The sequence below is a fragment of the Streptomyces toxytricini genome (genome assembly GCF_014649915.1).
GTDB classification, from domain to species: Bacteria; Actinomycetota; Actinomycetes; order Streptomycetales; family Streptomycetaceae; genus Streptomyces; species Streptomyces toxytricini.
Genome location: NZ_BMTY01000024.1, coordinates 37,281 through 54,658 on the forward strand (window position 1 = coordinate 37,281; position 17,378 = coordinate 54,658).

Below are 17,378 nucleotides of genomic sequence, written 5' to 3' on the forward strand. Positions count from 1 at the left end.
CACCCATGGTGAAAGCATCGTCGCGCAGGGCGCGGGGCAAGGTCCCCGGGCTGTCGGTGGCCGTGGCGGACACCGGCAGCGCCGAGGCCGCCGACGAGACGGCCGTGACCGGCTACCGGGGGCCCGTCCGTCAAGGCGGCGGCCCGGACTCTGTGCGCCTGTCCCGCACCGGCGACGTCACGGCCAGCGGCGGCAGTACCGCCATCAGCGGCTACGTCCACACGCTGACCGTGCAGCGCACCCCGCGGGAGCCGGCCTCCTGGCCGCACCAGGTCGGCGTGGTGCCCTCCGCGGCGCGGTCCTTCCGCCACCGTGCCGAGGCGGACCGGCTGCGGGCAGCGGTGGCCGGCGGGGGGACCGCGGTGCTCTGCCAGGTGCTCACCGGGATGGGCGGGGTCGGCAAGACCCAGCTCGCCGCCGACCACGCCCGCTCCGCCTGGGACGAAGGCGCCCTGGACGTCCTGGTCTGGGTCACGGCGAGCGCCCGGTCGCCCGTGGTGAGTGCGTACGCCCAGGCCGGAGCCGAACTGTGCCGGGCCGATCCCGACGATCCCGAACGGGCCGCGAAGGAGTTCCTGGCCTGGCTGGCCCCCAAGCCCGGGCAGCGGCCCTGCCGGTGGCTGATCGTCCTCGACGACCTCGCCGACCCCAACGACCTCGTCATCCACCCCGACGACCCCGCCCGCCGCTACAGCCTCTGGCCGCCGGCCAGCCCGTACGGGCGGGTGCTGCTCACCACCCGACGCCGCGATGCCGCCCTGTTCGGGCAAGGCCGCCGCCGGATCGAGGTGGGCGTGTTCAACCCCCCTGAATCCCTCGCCTACCTCACCGCATCGTTGGACGCCCAGGACCGCAGCGAGCCCGCCGAGCAGCTCACCGCCCTCGCTTGCGACCTCGGACACCTGCCCCTGGCCCTGGCCCAGGCAGCCGCCTACCTCGTCGACTCAGGACAGAGCGCAGCCGCCTACCGAAAGCTGCTGGCCGACCGGGCGACCAGGCTCACCGACCTCGCGCCCGACGCCCTGCCCGACGACCACGCCGCCACCCTCGCCGCCGCCTGGTCCCTCTCCATCGACCGCGCAGACACACTCCGGCCCGCCGGCCTGGCCCGCCCCATGCTCCACCTGGCCGCCTTCCTCGACGCCAACGGCATCCCCCACGACGTCCTGACGAGCCCGGAAGCCCGCGGCTACCTTGCCGCACACCGCACCGCCGCCGGCCCTGAGCGAACGCGGCGACCCAGGTGGTGGCCGCGGAAGCGGCAGCGCCCCGCCGCGCCCGTCACCCCCGAGGAGGCGTTCGGCGCTCTCCGGGCCCTGGACCGGCTCAGCCTCGTCGACCACACACCGGGCGCCCCTCACCAGGCCGTCCGCGCCCACCAGCTCATCCAGCGCGCCGCCCGCGACACCCTCACCCCCGGCCGGCACGACCGGACCGCGCGGGCCGCCGCCGACGCCCTCGAAGCCGCCTGGCCCGACGTCGAACGCGACGCCGATCTCGCGCAGTCCCTGCGCGCCAACACCGATGCGCTCATGCGCCACGCCGCAGATGCCCTGTACCAGCCGGACGCACACGCGCTGCTGTTCCGCCTGGGCCGCAGCCTCGGCGAAGCCGGCCAAGTCGCCGCCGCCATCGACCATTTCGAGTGCCTCGCCGACATCACCGCCCACCGCCTCGGCCCCGACCACCCCGGAACCCTCACCACCCGCAACAACCTCGCCTCCTGGAGAGGGGAGGCGGGGGACGCGACGGGAGCGGCGCAAGCCTTCGCCGAGCTCCTCGCCGACCGGGTCCGGGTGCTGGGCCCCGACCACCCCGACACCCTGACCACCCGCAACAACCTCGCCTCCTGGAGAGGGGAGGCGGGGGACGCGACGGGAGCGGCACAGGCCTTCTCCGAGCTCTTCGCCGACCAGCTGCGGGTCCTCGGCTCCGACCACCCCAGGACCCTCAACACCCGCAACAACCTCGCCTACTGGAGAGGGGAGGCGGGGGACGCGACGGGAGCGGCGCAAGCCTTCGCGGAACTGTTGGCCGACCAGGTCCGGGTGCTCGGCCCCGACCACCCCAAAACCCTCACCACCCGAGGCAACCTCGCTTCCTGGAGGGGGGAGGCGGGGGACGCGGCGGGAGCGGCGCAAGCCTTCGCCGAGCTCCTCGCCGACCGGGTCCGGGTGCTGGGCCCCGACCACCCCGACACCCTCACCACCCGAAACAACCTCGCTACCCGCAGGGAGAAGGCGGGGGATGCGGTGGGGGCGGCGCGGGCGTTTGCCGAGCTCCTCGCCGACCAGGTCCGGGTCCTCGGCCCCGACCACCCCGACACCCTCACCACCCGAAACAACCTCGCCTCCTGCAAAGGGGAGGCGGGGGATGCGGTGGGGGCGGCGCGGGCGTTTGCCGAGCTCCTCGCCGACCAGGTCCGGGTCCTCGGCCCCGACCACCCCGACACCCTCACCACCCGAGGCAACCTCGCTTCGTGGAGAGGGGAGGCGGGGGACGCGACGGGAGCGGCACAAGCCTTCGCCGAGCTCTCGGCCGACCAGGTGCGGGTGCTGGGCCCCGACCACCCCAGGACCCTTACCAGCCGTAACAACCTCGCCTACTGGAGAGGGGAGGCGGGGGACGCGACGGGAGCGGCACAAGCCTTCACGGAGGTGTTGGCCGACCAGGTGCGGGTGCTGGGCCCCGACCACCCCGACACCCTTGCCACCCGAAACAACCTCGCCTCCTGGAGAGCGGAGGCGGGGGATGCAGTGGGGGCGGCGCAGTCCTTCGCCGAGCTCCTCGCCGACCAGGCCCGGGTCCTCGGCTTCGACCACCCCAGAACCTTCACCACCCGAAACAACCTCGCTTCCTGGAGAGGTGAGGCGGGGGACGCGACGGGAGCGGCACAGGCGTTCGCCGAGCTGTTGGCCGACCAGGTGCGGGTGCTGGGCCCCGGCCACCCCGACACCCTCACCACCCGAAACAACCTCGCCTACTGGAGAGGTGAGGCGGGGGACGCGACGGGAGCGGCACGGGCCTTCGCCGAGCTCTTGGCCGACCAGGTGCGGGCCCTCGGCCCCGACCACCCCAGAACCCTTACCACCCGAAACAACCTCGCCTACTGGCAGGAGCGGGCGGGGGATGTGGCGGGCGCGGCGGATGGTCGCCCGTGAAGGCACTGGATCGCTTCTTTCATCCGCGGCGCTACCCACCCGGCTGCCGGTGGCTGCAGCTGTTGCAAGCTCCTGTCTCCAGGCAGGCGAAACGCTTCACAGGCATCGCCTTCCCGGACGGCTGCGGCCGCTCATGCGAGGGCCGTCGGCGCTCAGTCCTGAACGCGCGCCTCTTTCGGCAGGGTCCGCCTATTAGTGCTTCGTTAGGTTCTCGGTCTGGTTCTGTTGCGGGGCAGGCGTCGGCCGCAGGTGGTGCAGGTGCCGGTCCAGCCGGAGGCCAGGGGAACGTGCCGTGCTCTCGACCGCGTCACGGCTGCCCGGCACAGCACGGGCCCGGTACCCGCACGTCGTCGTCCGGTGTCGGGTCCGAGGCGTCCGCCGGCGCGGGCCGGGCCACCAGGTTCCCCACATGTCGCACGCACTGCGGCAGCGTCGGCCCACAGGAGCCGGAGGCCGTCAGACCGCGACGAGTTCCTCCGCGAGGAATTCCTCCACGAACTTCCGTGCCCGACGGTCGAAATCGGTGTACTGCGCCTCCCGCTCGGCGCCGGTGACCGCTTCGCCGACCAGTAGATTGCCCTCGGCGTCGATGCGCTGCGGTCGCTCCTCCGCGTCCAGGAGCAGGCCTACGGTGGAGCGGGAGAAGCCGCAGTAGTAGGCGATGCCGTCGCTCAGGCCGGCCTCGAGGGAGGACTGCATCGACTCCACGACCGGGTCGTCGGCGGTGGCGCCGGCCAGGGCCAGCCACAGCATGCGCTTGCCTGCCAGGCGGGGCTTGCTGCGGCCGTAGGCGAACCCGTAGTTCCATACGCGGTCGATCCATCCCTTGAGGACGGCGGGCACGCTCTGCCAGTACACCGGGAAGACGGCGACGACGACATCGGCGTCGAGGATCCGCCGCATATGGGCCTGCGTCTGGGCCGAGTACGGCTTCTCCCGGTTGCCCCAGTCCGGCTGGTCCTCCACGTTCATCCGCGGGTCGAAGCCCTCGGCGTGCAGGTCGAGCAGGTCGATGCGGTATCCGGCGGCCTCGAGCCGGGCAGCCGCGCGGCGGGCGGTGTGGGCGGTGAGGGAGTCGCTGCGATGGTGCGCGACGACCACGAGGGCTGTCCTGGCGTCGATGTTGTGCTGCGGCACGGTGTCTCCCGAGGGCTCGATCTGTGCAGTGAGTCCAGTACAACCGCGGCACCCGTAGATGATCCATGGGAGAAACGCTCCAGGACATTGGAGATCGTCTACGCTTGCGCTGTGGATCCTCTGAGTTCGCTGCTGAGCGGCATCCGGGCCGAGGGCTCGGTCGTTACCCATGCCGTCCTGACGGCCCCGTGGAGTATCACCTTCGCCGACGCCGCTCCCCTCACCATGATCAGCGTGCTGCGCGGGGGCGGCACGCTGCTGCTGTCCGACGGCACCGAGCGGGCGATCGGCCCGGGCGACACGGCCGTCGTCCAGGGCGGCCCCGCACGGTTCCGCCTGGCGGACGAGCCTGCCACCGTCCACCTCCCCCACACCGCGTACGAGATCAATTGCTTCACCGCGGACGCCGCGTGCACAGGGCAGGAACTCGACGGTATCCACTGGGGCAGCGGCCCGGAGGGAGCGACCGCGCTGATCGTGGGCGCCTACCGCGCCTCGGGGCACCGCCACGAACGGCTCCTGCGCGCCCTGCCGCCCGTCCTGGTCATCGCTGAGGACGCCGAGGTCTGCACCTGGCTGGAGAACGCCGCCGCCGACGCCGCCCGGCTCTCCGCCGGTTCCCAGGCGCTGATGGACCGGCTCCTCGACTGGGCTCTGGTCTGCACGCTGCGCAGCTGGTTCGACCGGGCGGGCGCCGACGCGCCCGGCTGGTACCGCGGCCTCGCCGACCCGGTCCTCGCCCCTGCCCTGCACGCTTTCCACGGGCGGCCCGCCGCGAGTTGGACGGTCGCGTCGCTGGCCGCTCACGCCGGCGTCTCCCGGGCACTGTTCGCCCGGCGCTTCACCAAGGTGATGGGCCGTCCGCCGCTCACCTACCTCACCGAATGTCGCATGGACGACGCCGAGGCGCTCCTGGCCGACACCGACCTCAGCATCGCCCAGATCGCCAAGACCGTCGGCTACGCCGACGCCTTCGGCTTCAGTACCGCTTTCAAACGCCACAAGGGCCTCAGCCCCAGCGCGTTCCGCACCACGGCGGCGTGAGTCACGGCACGCGGCCGCACCCGCCGCCGCGTCAGACAACGTCTTCGGTCCGTCCCGGTCGTCCAGGCCTGCGCAACATCCAGCCGGGCCGCCGGTTCCTCGCCGACCTCGGCGAGACCTGTTGGGTGCTGTGGATGGGTCGTGAGAGCCGATCACGGCTGTGGCCTGGCCTGACCTGGCGCGTCGATCTCGACGAGATCCTCGCTGCGCCGAGTGTGCGGCAACTTCGCCGACCAAGCATGAGCCTGGAAGCGGACGACGACATCGCCGCCGGCGGAGCCCCACGGGCCCGTTGGACCCCCAGGCCGGGCCGAGGCTTCTTCGGAGGAACGCGTGAGCGCGACAGAGCGCGGTGGTTGGCCTCTCCGGCCAACCACAGTGTCAGGTACCGGCGGCCGCGGTTCCAGGACGCCGCCCGCATCGAGGGTGGCCTGCCGTGGCAGGTCGGCCCTGCTGACCGCCGATGATTGACGCATGTGGGCAGGGCAGGCCGGCCGGTGGTTTCTTCAGGGTGGGGCAGTGATCGAGGTAGGACGGCAGGGCGCGTTCAGTGTGAACAGTGTCGGCGTGGAGCGCCGGCCATTCCCCTTGAGCTTCAGTGTCCGCGAGGCCGAGGGGCTGTGGCGGGTCTCCGCCGGTGCGGCCCAGGCGGGCGAGCTGGTCGACCTACTCGTGGCCGTGGCGAACGACGCGGTCGCAGTGGTGTCGCTGGAGACCAACTCCTACCTGGATGAGGACTGGCATCCGCTGCAGCCCGCGCTGATCGCGGCCGAGCTCGACGTGCCGTGCACGGTCCACGACCTCGGAGACTGGGCCTCCGGCACGAACGGACTCGGGGAGGAGTTCCTGGTGCTGGATCGCGACCTCCTGCCCCGTCTGCTCGACGGCACCTGGTCGCCCTACGAACTGACTCTGATCGACGTGTCCGCCGATGTGACCCCGGAGCAGCTCGACGAGCTCGCCCTCGTGCTCGGCACGACCGGCATCGATGAATCGCTCCTGAGCCGCCTGGGAGACTCCTGGGTCTGGTTCTCGGGCCACGACGACTGCTACATGATGTTGGAAACCCGCGACCCCGCCCTGCCCGCAGCGGTCCTGGCGCGGCTCCTGGCCCTGCTGGCCGGCTCCGCCCTCGCCGAACTCACCGAGGAGCCCTTCGCACGCGTTCCCGAGCCCGAGCCCTGGCTGCCCGAACAGCTGATCGGTACCGCCCCTCACTGGACGGGGGTCCTGTCCCACGTCGCTGAGGATCTGGTCGCCATCGGACTGGCTGCCCTGCCGGACCCGTGGCGGCTGGGCGTCCCGTTCCCGCAAGCAGACCTCACCGCCACGCTCGACGTACGACTGGGAACCTGGCGGATCACGCCTGCGGAGTAACGCCAGGAGCCACCCCGTATCCACCCAATCCTTTCCACCATCCGGTCACCGGTCGGCTGTTCGCCGCCGCCCCGGCGCCAGGCCGCCCGGCCGCGGACGGCGGCCCGGTCGTCGGCCCTCGCCGCAATCCAGACCCTCACCGGCAGGGCAAGCCACAGGCCAACACCTGTGGTGTCCATGCCTCATCCACGAGACGTCACGGGCGCGGCATCACCCTCGCCGCGGGGCTCGCCAGTGCGCTGGCGACGGCCACCAAGGAGACCGCCAGGAAGCAGAAGGACAGCCGGCCGAACCCCAGCCGACCTTCGGCGTGGCCAGCCGCGAGGCCCACGGGTACGAGGAGCCGCTGAGCGGGATACGGGCCGTGAACTGCGCGACACCAGCGCCACCAGGACCTGCCCCGCTCCCGCGGCCGGCCACAGCCAGACCCCCACCGGCCCCGCGGTGCGCAGCACCTCGTCGTAGGTGCCGAGGATGCCGACCGGCACCGAGATGAAGGCGAACGAGATCGTGAACACCTGGAAGGAGCCGAGCGTCCGCTTCAGCTTCTTGTGATAACCCCCGTGTTCGACGGAACCGCTGCCGTCCGTTCCGCGCTCTCCGGATCCCTCGCGCCCTCCGCCACGCCGGGCACCTCGTCTCTCGTCGGCCGCTCGGATCGCGTGGGCAGCGGCAGTGCCCCGCCCAGTGTCATCCTTGCGACCAGCCATATGGCGTGCCTGCCGGCCGACGCACACCACCAACCGCCCTGATGGGCGCGCCTCATCCAATGACCAACGGCACCAGCCGCGTGCGTGGACGCCGGCGGGTGGCAGTGCACTCTGAGCGACCCTGGCGGCGTCTGGCCGTTCCGAAGCCGCGGGGGCACCTCCGGGACAATGGCGGAACTGCCCGTCTGCGTGGGCGGCCTGTGCCATGCTCGGCCCCGTGGGGGACACGTTGGGACCCGGATCGGTGCTGGCCGGTGGCCGCCGCTACCGGATCGAGGAGAAGCTCGGCAGCGGCGGCATGGCCGACGTCTACCGGGCGTGTGACACGAAGTTGGCCCGGATGGTCGCCCTCAAGGCGATGCGGCCCGGACTGTCGTTCGACGGGGGATATCCGGCCCGGTTCCGGCGTGAGGCGCAGGCCATGGCCGCTCTCAACCATCCGCACGTGGTGGCCGTCCACGACACGGGGGACGAGCCCGTCCCGTACATCGTGATGGAACTCATTCAGGGCGGCAGCCTCGCTGAGCTGCTCGGCGCAGGGCGCCCCGTGCCGGTGGCGCAGGCTCTCGGTCTCGCCTCGCAGGTGCTGGCCGGGCTCGCCGTCGCCCATGCGCACGGGCTGGTCCACCGCGACATCAAGCCGGGGAACGTGCTGTTGGCGGCGGACGGGACGGCCAAGGTCGCGGACTTCGGCATCGCGCGGGCCGCCGAGGGCGTCGGGACCGCCCTCACGCGTACCGGGGTGCTGGTCGGCACCCCGTGCTTCATGTCGCCCGAGCAGGTGCTGGGCCGCCCCGACATCGACGGCCGGTCCGATCTCTACTCGGTCGGTGTGATGCTGTTCCAGATGATCACCGGACGGCTGCCGTTCGAGGCGGACTCCGGCTACGCGATCGGCTACCTGCACCTCACCGCTCCCCCGCCCACCCTCGCCTCCATGGGCATCGCGGCCGGGCCGGCAGTGGAGGCCGTGGTGGCGCGTGCTCTGGCGAAGGACCCGGCCCAGCGCTACCCGGACGCAGCGTCCATGCGCGCCGCGCTGCAGGGGCACGCCCCCACGGGGTCGGCGCGCCAGCCCGGCTTCGTACCGCCGCGGCCCACTCGGCCGCCGCTGGCCGCGGCCCCCCGCAGTCCGCTGTCCCGGGCACGCCGGCTGCACCTCGCCCAGGCGCTCGTCCTGCTCGCCTGGGTGCTGTTGGCTCAGGCGGAATGGGACTGGCTGGTGGTACCCGTGGTCCTCGGCGGCTTCGTCGTCGGCGTGCCGGGGCTGTGGGTGTCGTGCTCGGCCGTTGCCCGGCGTCGCAGGCCACTCAGCAGGATCGACAAGGCCAAGGCCTTTGTCACGATAGCCCTGCACGGAGGAGTGGTGCTCTTCCTCACGACCGGCATCGTGGCTGCGTTCATGTCTTCATCCGGGCTGTGAACGCGTACGGGGGGCGTCGGGCCGTGGGCTTGGCGAGCCTGTGCGGATACCGCATCGGGGTTGTTCGTCGAAACGGCAGGCCCCGCAGCCATACCGGCCGTGTCCGTGAGGGCGGGCAGGCAAGGTTCGGAGATGTTGAGGAACGTGATGGCACTGCCGTGGCCGCGAAGCGGATGTCTGCGCAACGGGTCAGCGTGTCCCACCGGGAAGTGCCCCGGCCCCAGGCGACGCTCAGGTGTCTTGCGTATGGAGCGCTCCGATCGGCGCAAGCCCCTTCACACGGCAACTCGTTCGGACGTGAGACGGTTGGGTCATGACTGTTGGCTTGCCGGGCAGTGAGGTTTTACTCGAGACGAGTCGGCTGCTGCTCAGACCGTGGCGGGTGGACGAGGCTGTCGTCCAGCGTGAACTGTGGACCGAGCGTGATCCACGAGTGCCGCCGCACCGCCGGATCGACAGGGACGGACGCCCCACGGTCGCGGAGCTGGAGGATTCGATCCGCACACACAAGGTGTGGTCGACCGGGTTGCTGGCGGTCGAACGGAAGGCGTCTCGTGACGTCATCGGGTATTGCGGGCTGGTCGACAGCGGGCGCGGATCGGCGGGGGAACCGGAACTGGCGTTCGAGCTGCTGCGCCGAGTTTGGCGTCAGGGGTATGCGACCGAGGCCTCGCTGGCGGTTCTGGAATGGGCGCGGTCGTCTGGGTACGAACGTCTGTGGGCCACCGTCTGGGACTGGAACACCGCTTCTCGCAGAGTGCTGGCCAAGGTCGGGTTCATCGAGACCGACCGGAAGGAAGTGGACGCGGTACACGGGACCACCTTGTTCACCACAAGACCGCTCTGACACCCCGACGTTTGACCTTGCGGACGAATCCGTGCAGTGCCGCCTGGCGACAGGTCCCCCCTTCCGCGGGTTCGGCAGGACCCGGATTAGAGCTCGGCGCCGTGTCGACCAGCTCGTTCACCAGCTGTCGCCTGCCCCGAGGGCGGCATCACCGCACGGGTGGTGATGGGCTGATCCGTCGAGCCGTCTATCGGACGACACAGATGTGGGGCAGTGGCGACGCGTTCGCGCCTTCACGGGCGAGAGCCTGACGGGCCAGCGTGCGGGCACGGCCCCACCCCGCGTCGGTGCTCAGAGCCGCAGTCGTCCACCGATCCGTGGAGTCGTCGCCGCTCATCTCATGGAAGATCGAATCGATCAGCCGGAGCTCGGGCAGGGAGTCACGGTGGAGGAATCCTTCTTCCACCAAGCGGTCGGCCAGACGCAATGCATCATCGAAGCCGAGGGCGATCTCGTCCGTCACGACACCGTGCTCCTCCAGCCACTCCGTCTGGACCCGCGCAGGTGCCGCCACTACCCTGAGCGCCTCGATCAGGAGGCGGCGACGGAACGAAGGACGGGGAGTTCCCACATCCCGATCATCCCACTCGCCCATGACCCCGTCATCTGCGTGCCGTCGCCCGGTGGCTGCGGTTCTCCTCCGTCCCGGTGCCGTATCCGGTGCGCTTCGCCAGCAGCCCCGCCGTGGCCAACGGCGAACAGGAGCCACGGCTCCTGCCGGCCGTAGGCGGCAACGAGGAGATCGCCACGGAACTGAGGCGCCACCTCGCCTCGGTCGACGACCGATAGGAGGGGTCAGCAGGTCCCGAGAGGGCCGCGCTCCTGCGGCGCCGCCTCCCGCGCTGCCCGGCTCGGAGCCGTCGAGTGGGCCGTCGTCCGGCGAGAAGAGCCGCTGTGCGGGCCAAAGAGCGGACGCTCCGCGGCGCCCGCCCGGTGGCCCGGCTTCCGCCGGGCACCGCCTGGACGGTGCGGGCCGCGGAGCCGGGTCGGAGCGGTGGCGTCTCACACGGGTGCGTCCTGCCCTGCCCCGAGGGGCCGGCCGACACGGGTGGGCCTCCGTTCGGCCAGGGCGCTCACCGCGGTGATCACCACGGCGACCACCACCCCGCCGAGGATGGCGGTGGAGGCGTCGGCCACCCGCAGGACCAGCGCCGACAGCGAAGCCGTCAGGCTGTATCCGGCGCCCTGGACGGCGTACATCATCGAGTACCCGGCGGCGTGGGCGTGTTCGGGCAGGCGGTCGCGCAGGCTGAGGCTGCGCGACACCATCACCCCGGACTGGAGCACCCCCGCCGCCGCGAGGGCGACCGCGATCCCGGGGAGACCCGGCAGCACCGTGACCAGGGCGACGCAGCCGGCCGTCGCGGCGAGCAGGACCAGGCTCTGCACCCTTACCCCGCCGGGCCAGGTGCGCAACCCGTAGCAGAACGCCCCGAGTGCGCTGGCCAGCGCGAACCCGGCGAGCAGGATCCCCGACCAGCCGAGGGCGATACCGCGGTCCTCCAGCAGGGCGGGCAGGACCAGTTCGGCGGTGGCCAGCATCGCCATGGCGGCTGCGCTCGTCAGGTAGACCGGCCAGCCCGCCAGCAGGGTCCGCGTCATCGGGCGGCCGGTGTGCCCCTTCCCGGGCGCGGCGGCCGCGGGCTCCGGCAGCAGCAGGAGCAGGGGGCACGCTGCCGCGGCGAGCACCGCGGCCAGGACCAGCGGTGCCCCGGGGAAGACCTGCAGGGCGAGGAGCACCACGACGGCGGGCGCGGCCGCCCAGGTGATCTGGGTGAGTACGGCCTCGGCGCTGAGCGCGCGCGGTACGGACTCCTCCGGGACCAGGCGCGTCAGCAGCGACCGGACGCCGCCGGGGCAGGCGGCCGGGGCTCCGCCCGCGACGAACGCGAGGGCGAGCAGGACGGGGGCGGGGGCGTCCCCGGCCAGCGGCAGCGCGGCGAAGGCGGCGGCCCCGACCAGCAGTCCCGCGCTCAGCTCCCGGCGCATCGGCCTGCGCGCGAGGCGGGCGCCGAGCAGCGGCGCGCACACCACCTCCCCCAGGACGTACGCGGAGGCCAGCGTGGCGCCGAGCGCGTAGCCCCCCGCAGTCCCGCGGCTGAGGAAGACCAGCGCCAGGGGCGCCATGGCCACGGGGGCCTTGCCGGCCAGTGCGGCCAGCGACCAGAGCAGCAGGTCCCGGGTGATGAGCGCCCGGTAGCCGGAGCGTTCGGCGGCCATGGCGCTCAGCCCTCCGCGCCCAGGCCGGCGAACAGCCGCGCCACCCGCTCTTCGAGCTCCTCGGCGTGCGCCAGGGTCTCCCCGACCACGCAGTACTCGCCGAAGCCGCCGCCCGGGCCGTTGTCGTCCACCGTGATCAGTACGCCGGTACGGGTGGCCGGGTCGTAGGCGAGTCCGGCCTCCTCCAGCGAGCGCACCGTCCGCGCGAAGGGCGGGAAGGTGCAGCGCCGGAGCTCGACCAGCACCCGGTCGGTGAAGTAGTCGCCGCCCACGACGCGTTCGCCGATCCGGTGGATGTGGGTGGACCCGCCGGTGCGGCAGTTGAACTCGTTGACGAGGATGTCCCGGTCAGGGGTGACGATGGCGTCCACGCTGACGATGCCCCGGTAGCCCATGGCGTGCAGCGGCTCGCACAACCGGGCCGCCGCCTCCAGGAAGCCGGTGAAGTCCACCGAGTCGGCCGAGGCCGAGGGGGCGGGCACGATCAGCCCGTTGAGGACGGGCTTCATCCGCATCTCGCCGTGCCCGGTGAACTCCACCCCGTGCTCCTCCACGCGCAGTTCCGCGTAGACCGGGACCGATCCGGGGACGTAGTGCTCGACGACGACGCTGCCCCGGCCCCCGTCGGTCAGCCACGGCCAGCGGTCGGTCAGGTACTTCTCCAGCTCCTCGCGGTCGGCGGCGACCACGGTCCGCTGCGCGCCGAGCGGATCCACCCCGGCGACCGGGCTGACGATCTCGTTGCCGAAGCCGGCCACGTGGAAGTCCTGCTTGAGGATGGCGGGCAGTCCCCGGGACAGGAACCGCTCCCACAGGAACCGGGCCGCGTCCTCCTGGGCGGTGAACACCCCGCCCTCCGGGACCGGGGCGCCGACGCCTCCGGCGATGGCCCGGAAGGTGGCCTTGCTGTTGAGGAGGCGGCCGCCGCTCTGGTCCAGGAAGCCGAAGCCGGCCGTGACGCCGTCCAGGCCGAGGGCGCGCACCAGGACGGCCACCGAGCTGTCGAAGTGGAACGGCAGGACCTGGTCGACCCCGTGGGCGGCGACCGCCTCGCGCAACTCCCCCACGAACGCCTCCCCGCACAGCCGGTCGCGGGAGAGCACGCCCTCGCCGTACCGCCCCGGCGGGGGCACGAGCACACGTACCGCATCCCGGTCGATGCCCAGCTGCCCGGTCACATGGCGCAGGAATTCCTCGTCCGGTGCCGTCGGCAGGACGAGGACGTCCCCCTCGCTCAGGCACCAGGCCATCCGCTGGGCCTGGTTGCCGACGTAGCGGCGGTATTCCGGCGTGAGCGAATCGAGGTCTCCTACCATTTCCTCGGTGCGCTGGTTGCTGATGATCAGGGTTGCCATGGTGGGATCTCTTGTTTCCTCGGGGGCGGACATCGATGGGAAGGCGGCGGGGTGAAAGGGCCCGCGGGGCCGGGCCGTACGGGGCCGGGCCCTCACCATGCTGGTGGCGGCGTCCTTCGGCGGCCACTACCCGGCCGAGTAGGAAGGGGGCCGTGGGCAGGACTACTCGGGCGGGTAGTGCCCCTTCCGCGGTGCGCTGCCTATCCTTTTGCGCATGATCACGACGACGATTGAAAAGCCCGTTACCGATGCCGAGGTATTCGCCGCCCACACCGGCGGAAAACTGGCCGTGGAGGTCACCACCGAATTCGGCGACGCGCGGTCCCTTTCGCTTGCCTACACGCCGGGCGTGGCCAGGATGAGCGAGGCGATAGCGACCGATGCCGCACTCGCCGCCCGCTACACCTGGGCCGGACGCCTCGTGGCCGTGGTCACCGACGGCACCGCCGTACTCGGCCTCGGCGACGTCGGCCCGCTCGCGGCGCTGCCGGTGATGGAGGGCAAGGCGGCGGCGCTCAAGAAGTTCGCCGGTCTCAACGCCATCCCCCTCGTGCTGTCCACGACGGACGTGGACGAGATCGTGGACACCGTCGTCAGGCTGCGCCACTCGTTCGGGGCGGTCAGCCTGGAGGACATCGCGGCGCCCCGCTGCTTCGAGGTGGAGGCGCGGCTCACCGAGGCGCTGGACTGCCCGGTGATGCACGACGACCAGCACGGCACCGCCATCGCCGTACTCGCCGCCCTGAGGGGGGCCGCCACCGTCCTGGGGCGGCCCTTGCACACCCGCCGGGTGGTGGTGTACGGAGCCGGGGCCGCGGGCGTGGCCTGCGCCCGGATCCTGCTGAGCGCGGGAGTCACGGATGTCACCGTGCTCGACTCCCGGGGCATCCTCGTCCCCGGCCGCGCGGGCATGAACCCGGTCAAGGCGGAGCTCGCCGCGCTGACCAATCCCCGGCGCGTGCACGGCGGCCCGGCCGAGGCGCTGCTCGGAGCCGACGTGTTCGTCGGCGTGTCCGGGGCGCGTGTCGCGCCCGAGTGGATCGCCTCCATGGCCCCGGACCCGGTGGTCCTCGCGCTGTCCAGCCCCGAACCGGAGATCCACCCCGAGCTGGCCGCCCGGCACGCCGCGGTGGTCGGCACCGGGGGCAGCGACCACCCCAACCAGGTCATCAACACCCTCGCCTCACCGGGCATCTACCTCGGCGCGCTGGACGCCGGAGCCACCCGCATCACCGAACACATGAAGCTCGCCGCCGCCGAGGCGATCGCCGCGGTCGCCGCCCCCGACCTGGCCGCGGACCGGATCGTCCCGCACTCCCTGGACCCGCGTGTGACGCCGGCCGTCGCCGCCGCGGTCCGCGCCGCCGCCCAGGGGAGTTGATACTTCCGCTCGCACGACCTGACGTTCTCCGTCTCTGCCGTGGTGCAATACCGGTCGGTCGACCGGAAGGCGGTGGGCCGGGGTGCTCAGGGAGAGAACGTATGTCTGCGCCGGCGTTATACGGACGTGAGAGGGAACTCCGGCGGCTGGGCGGCTTCCTGGACAGAGCGGCGCACGGACACCCCGAGCTCCTCGTCGTGGGGGGTCAGGCCGGCGTCGGCAAGAGCCGGCTGCTGCTCGACGCGGCGCGCCACGCACGGCGCCGGGGGTTCACCGTCCACCAGCACCACGCCTCGGAGCTGCGCGGCAGTGCCGGTGCCGCCCTGCGCGAGGCGGTGGCGTCGGCCGGCCCCCCGCCGCTGGTCGTGGTCGACGACGCCGAGCCGGGATCCGCCGACACCCTGTTCGACCTCCTCCGCTCCACGGGCCCGGCGGCCCGTCCCCCCGTCCCCGTCCTGCTGGCGCGCAGCGCGAGCACCGGGGGGCTCGACCCGGCGGGGGAGAGCTCGTGGGAGGACGCCGGGGGGCCGCCGATCGCCGGTCTGGAGCTGGCGCCGCTGGAGGAGGAGGCGGTACGGAAACTCGTCGCCGACCTCCTCGCCGTGGCGCCGCAGCAGGCCGTGCTGGACGTGGCGGCCTGCGCCAACGGCAATCCGAGGCTGATCGTCGAACTGCTGGAGGGCCTGCGCGAGGAGGGCCGGATCGGGCCCGACGGGGAGCTGGTGCGGCTGACACCGGGCAGGCTGCCGTCCCGGGTCCAGGCGGCGGTGGCCGGCCTGCTGCGCCGGCTGTCCCGGGAATCCGCCCAACTCCTGCGGGTCGGCACCGTGCTGGGCCGCACCTTCCAGCTCTCCCAGGCCGCCGCCATGCTCGGCACGGGTACCGCGGCCCTGCTCCCCGCCCTCGACGAAACCCTGGCCGCGGGGGTCCTGCGGCTCACCGACGAAGGAGTCACCTTCCAGCAGCCGCTGCTGTGGCGTGCCGTGTTCGAGGCGATACCGCCCAGTGTGCGCTCCACCCTGCACCAGGAGGCGCGCCGGCTCGCCCCGGGGCACGACCTCCCCGCCCGCGACCTCGCCTCGCTCGGCCGTCAGGGCGCCGCGCGGGCCAAGCCGGGCAGCCCGGCGGACGGCGGGGCGGGCGTGACGGGCGCCCTGGCGACGCTGCTGGGCTCGGGATACGTCGAGTCCGCCCTGCTGCTCGCCCGCAGCGCACTGAACGGGCCGCTGCCCGGCAGCGAGGTGACCACGCTGCGCCGGGTGGTCCTGGACCTGGTGATGGTGGGTACGGGCGGTGCCCCCGGCGGCTTCGGCCCGGTCGGCGCGGAGCAGGCCCTGGCGGCGATCGACAGCCTCCGCGACGGCGGTCCCGAGGCCCGACGCGCCGCCGCCACCGCCCTGGCCGGGCTGCGCTGGAGCGAGGGCAGGGTGAGCGAGGCGCTGCGGTCGGGCGCGGCGGCGGTCGAGCAGCCCCTCACCCCCGACACCGCCGCCGAGCGCGCGTACCCGCGGGTGGCGCACGCCCGGCGGCTGGTCTGCGCGGGTGAGCCGGACGCCGCCCGCGCGCTGATCGCCCGCGTCCTCGAGGACACGCCCGCCGGCCCCCTCGGCGTCTTCCGGCCGGCGGCCGAGCTCGTACGGGCCGAGGCCCACGAGCGTGCCGGGGAGTCAGCGGAGGCCGAGCACGCCGCCCTCACCGCCCTCGACGCCCTGGAGGCGGCCGCCGGCGGGGGGCCGGCGACCCTGCGGGCCTGGGCCCGGTCCACCCTGTGCCGGGTGGCGCTGCGCCGCGGTGACGCCGCCGGCGCCGCGGTGCAGCTCGGGCGGCTGCGGGAGTTCGGGCCGGAGGTGACGGAGCTGGCGCCCGTACCGGCCGCGTGGCTGGAGCTCGTCGTGGCGCACGCGCAGGGCGAACACCTGGCCGCGACCGCTCTGCTGACCGGTGCCGGGAGGCACCTGCCGTCGCTGCGTACGCTCCACCTGGCGGAACCGGGCGCAGCCGCCTGGTTCGTCCGCTTCTCCCGTACGGCCGGGAACCCGGAGCCGGGGCAGGCCGCCCTGCGTACCGCAGAGCTCCTGGCTGCGGCCGACCCCGACTCCCCCTCCTTGCGGACGGCGGCCCTGCACGCCCGCGCCCTGTTCGAATGCGACCCGGACGGTCTGACCCGGGCCGCCGCCGAGCACACCGACGCCTGGGCGCGCGCCTGCGCGGCCTCGGACCTGCGGACCCTGCTCGGGGCGCGCGGCACCTCCGCCGCGGGGCGCGGCCGGTCCTGGCTGGTGCGGGAGCACGCGGGCCGCTATGCCGTGGTCGACGCCCCCGAGCCGGTCCGTGCGGGGGCGGCGGTGGCCGGCTGGGAGGAACTCGGCGGCACGGAGCGCACGATCGCCGCGCTCGTGGCGGACGGCCTGACCAACGGCGAGGTGGCCAGCGCGGTCCACCTCTCCCCGCACACCGTGAACTACTACCTGCGCAGGATCTACGCGAAGCTGGGCATCCACTCCCGCGTCGAACTGGCCAGGCTCGCCCTGTCGGCACCTCGCCGTCTGCTCGCTCCCTGAAAGGCGGTCAAGCCTGCGGACCCAAGGAGGGTGACGTCAAGCCTCCTCGGCCTTGCCGAGGGCAGGACGGCGGCCGCTGCCAAGCCGCGGCGCTCGGGCCGCGGATCCCTCCAATGGATGAAGACCCCGGTATGTCGTGGCCGGTCGGCAAACCGTACTGCT

General features: G+C 73.0%; 12 protein-coding genes. 8 read left to right on the top strand and 4 right to left on the bottom strand.

Annotation, left to right across the window (positions count from 1 at the left end):
* The first annotated feature begins 5 nt into the window (after positions 1 to 5).
* Positions 6 to 3,161, top strand: coding sequence for an FxSxx-COOH system tetratricopeptide repeat protein (gene fxsT / locus IE170_RS26685; protein WP_229885189.1), 3,156 nt, complete (start codon positions 6 to 8; stop codon positions 3,159 to 3,161).
* Between the two features lie 456 nt (positions 3,162 to 3,617).
* Here fxsT and IE170_RS26690 read toward each other — a convergent pair whose 3' ends face one another.
* The gene (locus IE170_RS26690) at positions 3,618 to 4,298 is read right to left on the bottom strand and encodes an NAD(P)H oxidoreductase (protein WP_189812002.1); all 681 of its coding nucleotides are present in this window, start codon (positions 4,296 to 4,298) and stop codon (positions 3,618 to 3,620) included.
* Positions 4,299 to 4,409: 111 nt separating this feature from the next.
* On the opposite strand from IE170_RS26690, the gene IE170_RS26695 reads away from it, so the two are divergent.
* The 4 genes from IE170_RS26695 (at position 4,410) to IE170_RS26710 (ending at position 9,699) form a co-directional block, all read left to right on the top strand.
* Positions 4,410 to 5,342, top strand: coding sequence for an AraC family transcriptional regulator (locus IE170_RS26695; protein ID WP_229885191.1), 933 nt, complete (start codon positions 4,410 to 4,412; stop codon positions 5,340 to 5,342).
* Between the two features lie 588 nt (positions 5,343 to 5,930).
* Complete coding sequence (locus IE170_RS26700; RefSeq protein ID WP_189812004.1) at positions 5,931 to 6,719, top strand: hypothetical protein; 789 nt, start codon at positions 5,931 to 5,933, stop codon at positions 6,717 to 6,719.
* A 927-nt stretch (positions 6,720 to 7,646) separates the two neighbouring features.
* A complete protein-coding gene (locus IE170_RS26705) occupies positions 7,647 to 8,852 on the top strand; it encodes a serine/threonine-protein kinase (RefSeq protein WP_189812005.1) in 1,206 nt (401 codons plus the stop codon).
* A 313-nt stretch (positions 8,853 to 9,165) separates the two neighbouring features.
* Complete coding sequence (locus IE170_RS26710) at positions 9,166 to 9,699, top strand: GNAT family N-acetyltransferase (protein ID WP_189812006.1); 534 nt, start codon at positions 9,166 to 9,168, stop codon at positions 9,697 to 9,699.
* Between the two features lie 187 nt (positions 9,700 to 9,886).
* Here IE170_RS26710 and IE170_RS26715 read toward each other — a convergent pair whose 3' ends face one another.
* Complete coding sequence (locus IE170_RS26715) at positions 9,887 to 10,162, bottom strand: hypothetical protein (protein WP_189812007.1); 276 nt, start codon at positions 10,160 to 10,162, stop codon at positions 9,887 to 9,889.
* Between the two features lie 185 nt (positions 10,163 to 10,347).
* Between IE170_RS26715 and IE170_RS26720 the strand changes: the two genes are divergently transcribed.
* Positions 10,348 to 10,488 carry a hypothetical protein gene (locus IE170_RS26720; protein ID WP_189812008.1) on the top strand — a complete coding sequence of 47 codons (141 nt, stop codon included), beginning with the start codon at positions 10,348 to 10,350 and terminating at the stop codon, positions 10,486 to 10,488.
* 213 nt (positions 10,489 to 10,701) lie between these two features.
* On the opposite strand, the gene IE170_RS26725 is transcribed toward IE170_RS26720, so the two are convergent.
* Together IE170_RS26725 and IE170_RS26730 are read right to left on the bottom strand one after the other, a co-directional pair.
* The gene (locus tag IE170_RS26725; protein ID WP_189812009.1) at positions 10,702 to 11,919 is read right to left on the bottom strand and encodes an MFS transporter; all 1,218 of its coding nucleotides are present in this window, start codon (positions 11,917 to 11,919) and stop codon (positions 10,702 to 10,704) included.
* Between the two features lie 5 nt (positions 11,920 to 11,924).
* The gene (locus IE170_RS26730) at positions 11,925 to 13,274 is read right to left on the bottom strand and encodes a preATP grasp domain-containing protein (protein ID WP_189812010.1); all 1,350 of its coding nucleotides are present in this window, start codon (positions 13,272 to 13,274) and stop codon (positions 11,925 to 11,927) included.
* A 214-nt stretch (positions 13,275 to 13,488) separates the two neighbouring features.
* On the opposite strand from IE170_RS26730, the gene IE170_RS26735 reads away from it, so the two are divergent.
* Positions 13,489 to 14,655, top strand: a complete 1,167-nt coding sequence (locus tag IE170_RS26735) for an NAD(P)-dependent malic enzyme (protein WP_189812011.1) — start codon at positions 13,489 to 13,491, stop codon at positions 14,653 to 14,655.
* A 101-nt stretch (positions 14,656 to 14,756) separates the two neighbouring features.
* Positions 14,757 to 17,216, top strand: coding sequence for a LuxR C-terminal-related transcriptional regulator (locus tag IE170_RS26740; RefSeq protein ID WP_189812012.1), 2,460 nt, complete (start codon positions 14,757 to 14,759; stop codon positions 17,214 to 17,216).
* The last annotated feature ends 162 nt before the right edge of the window (positions 17,217 to 17,378 follow it).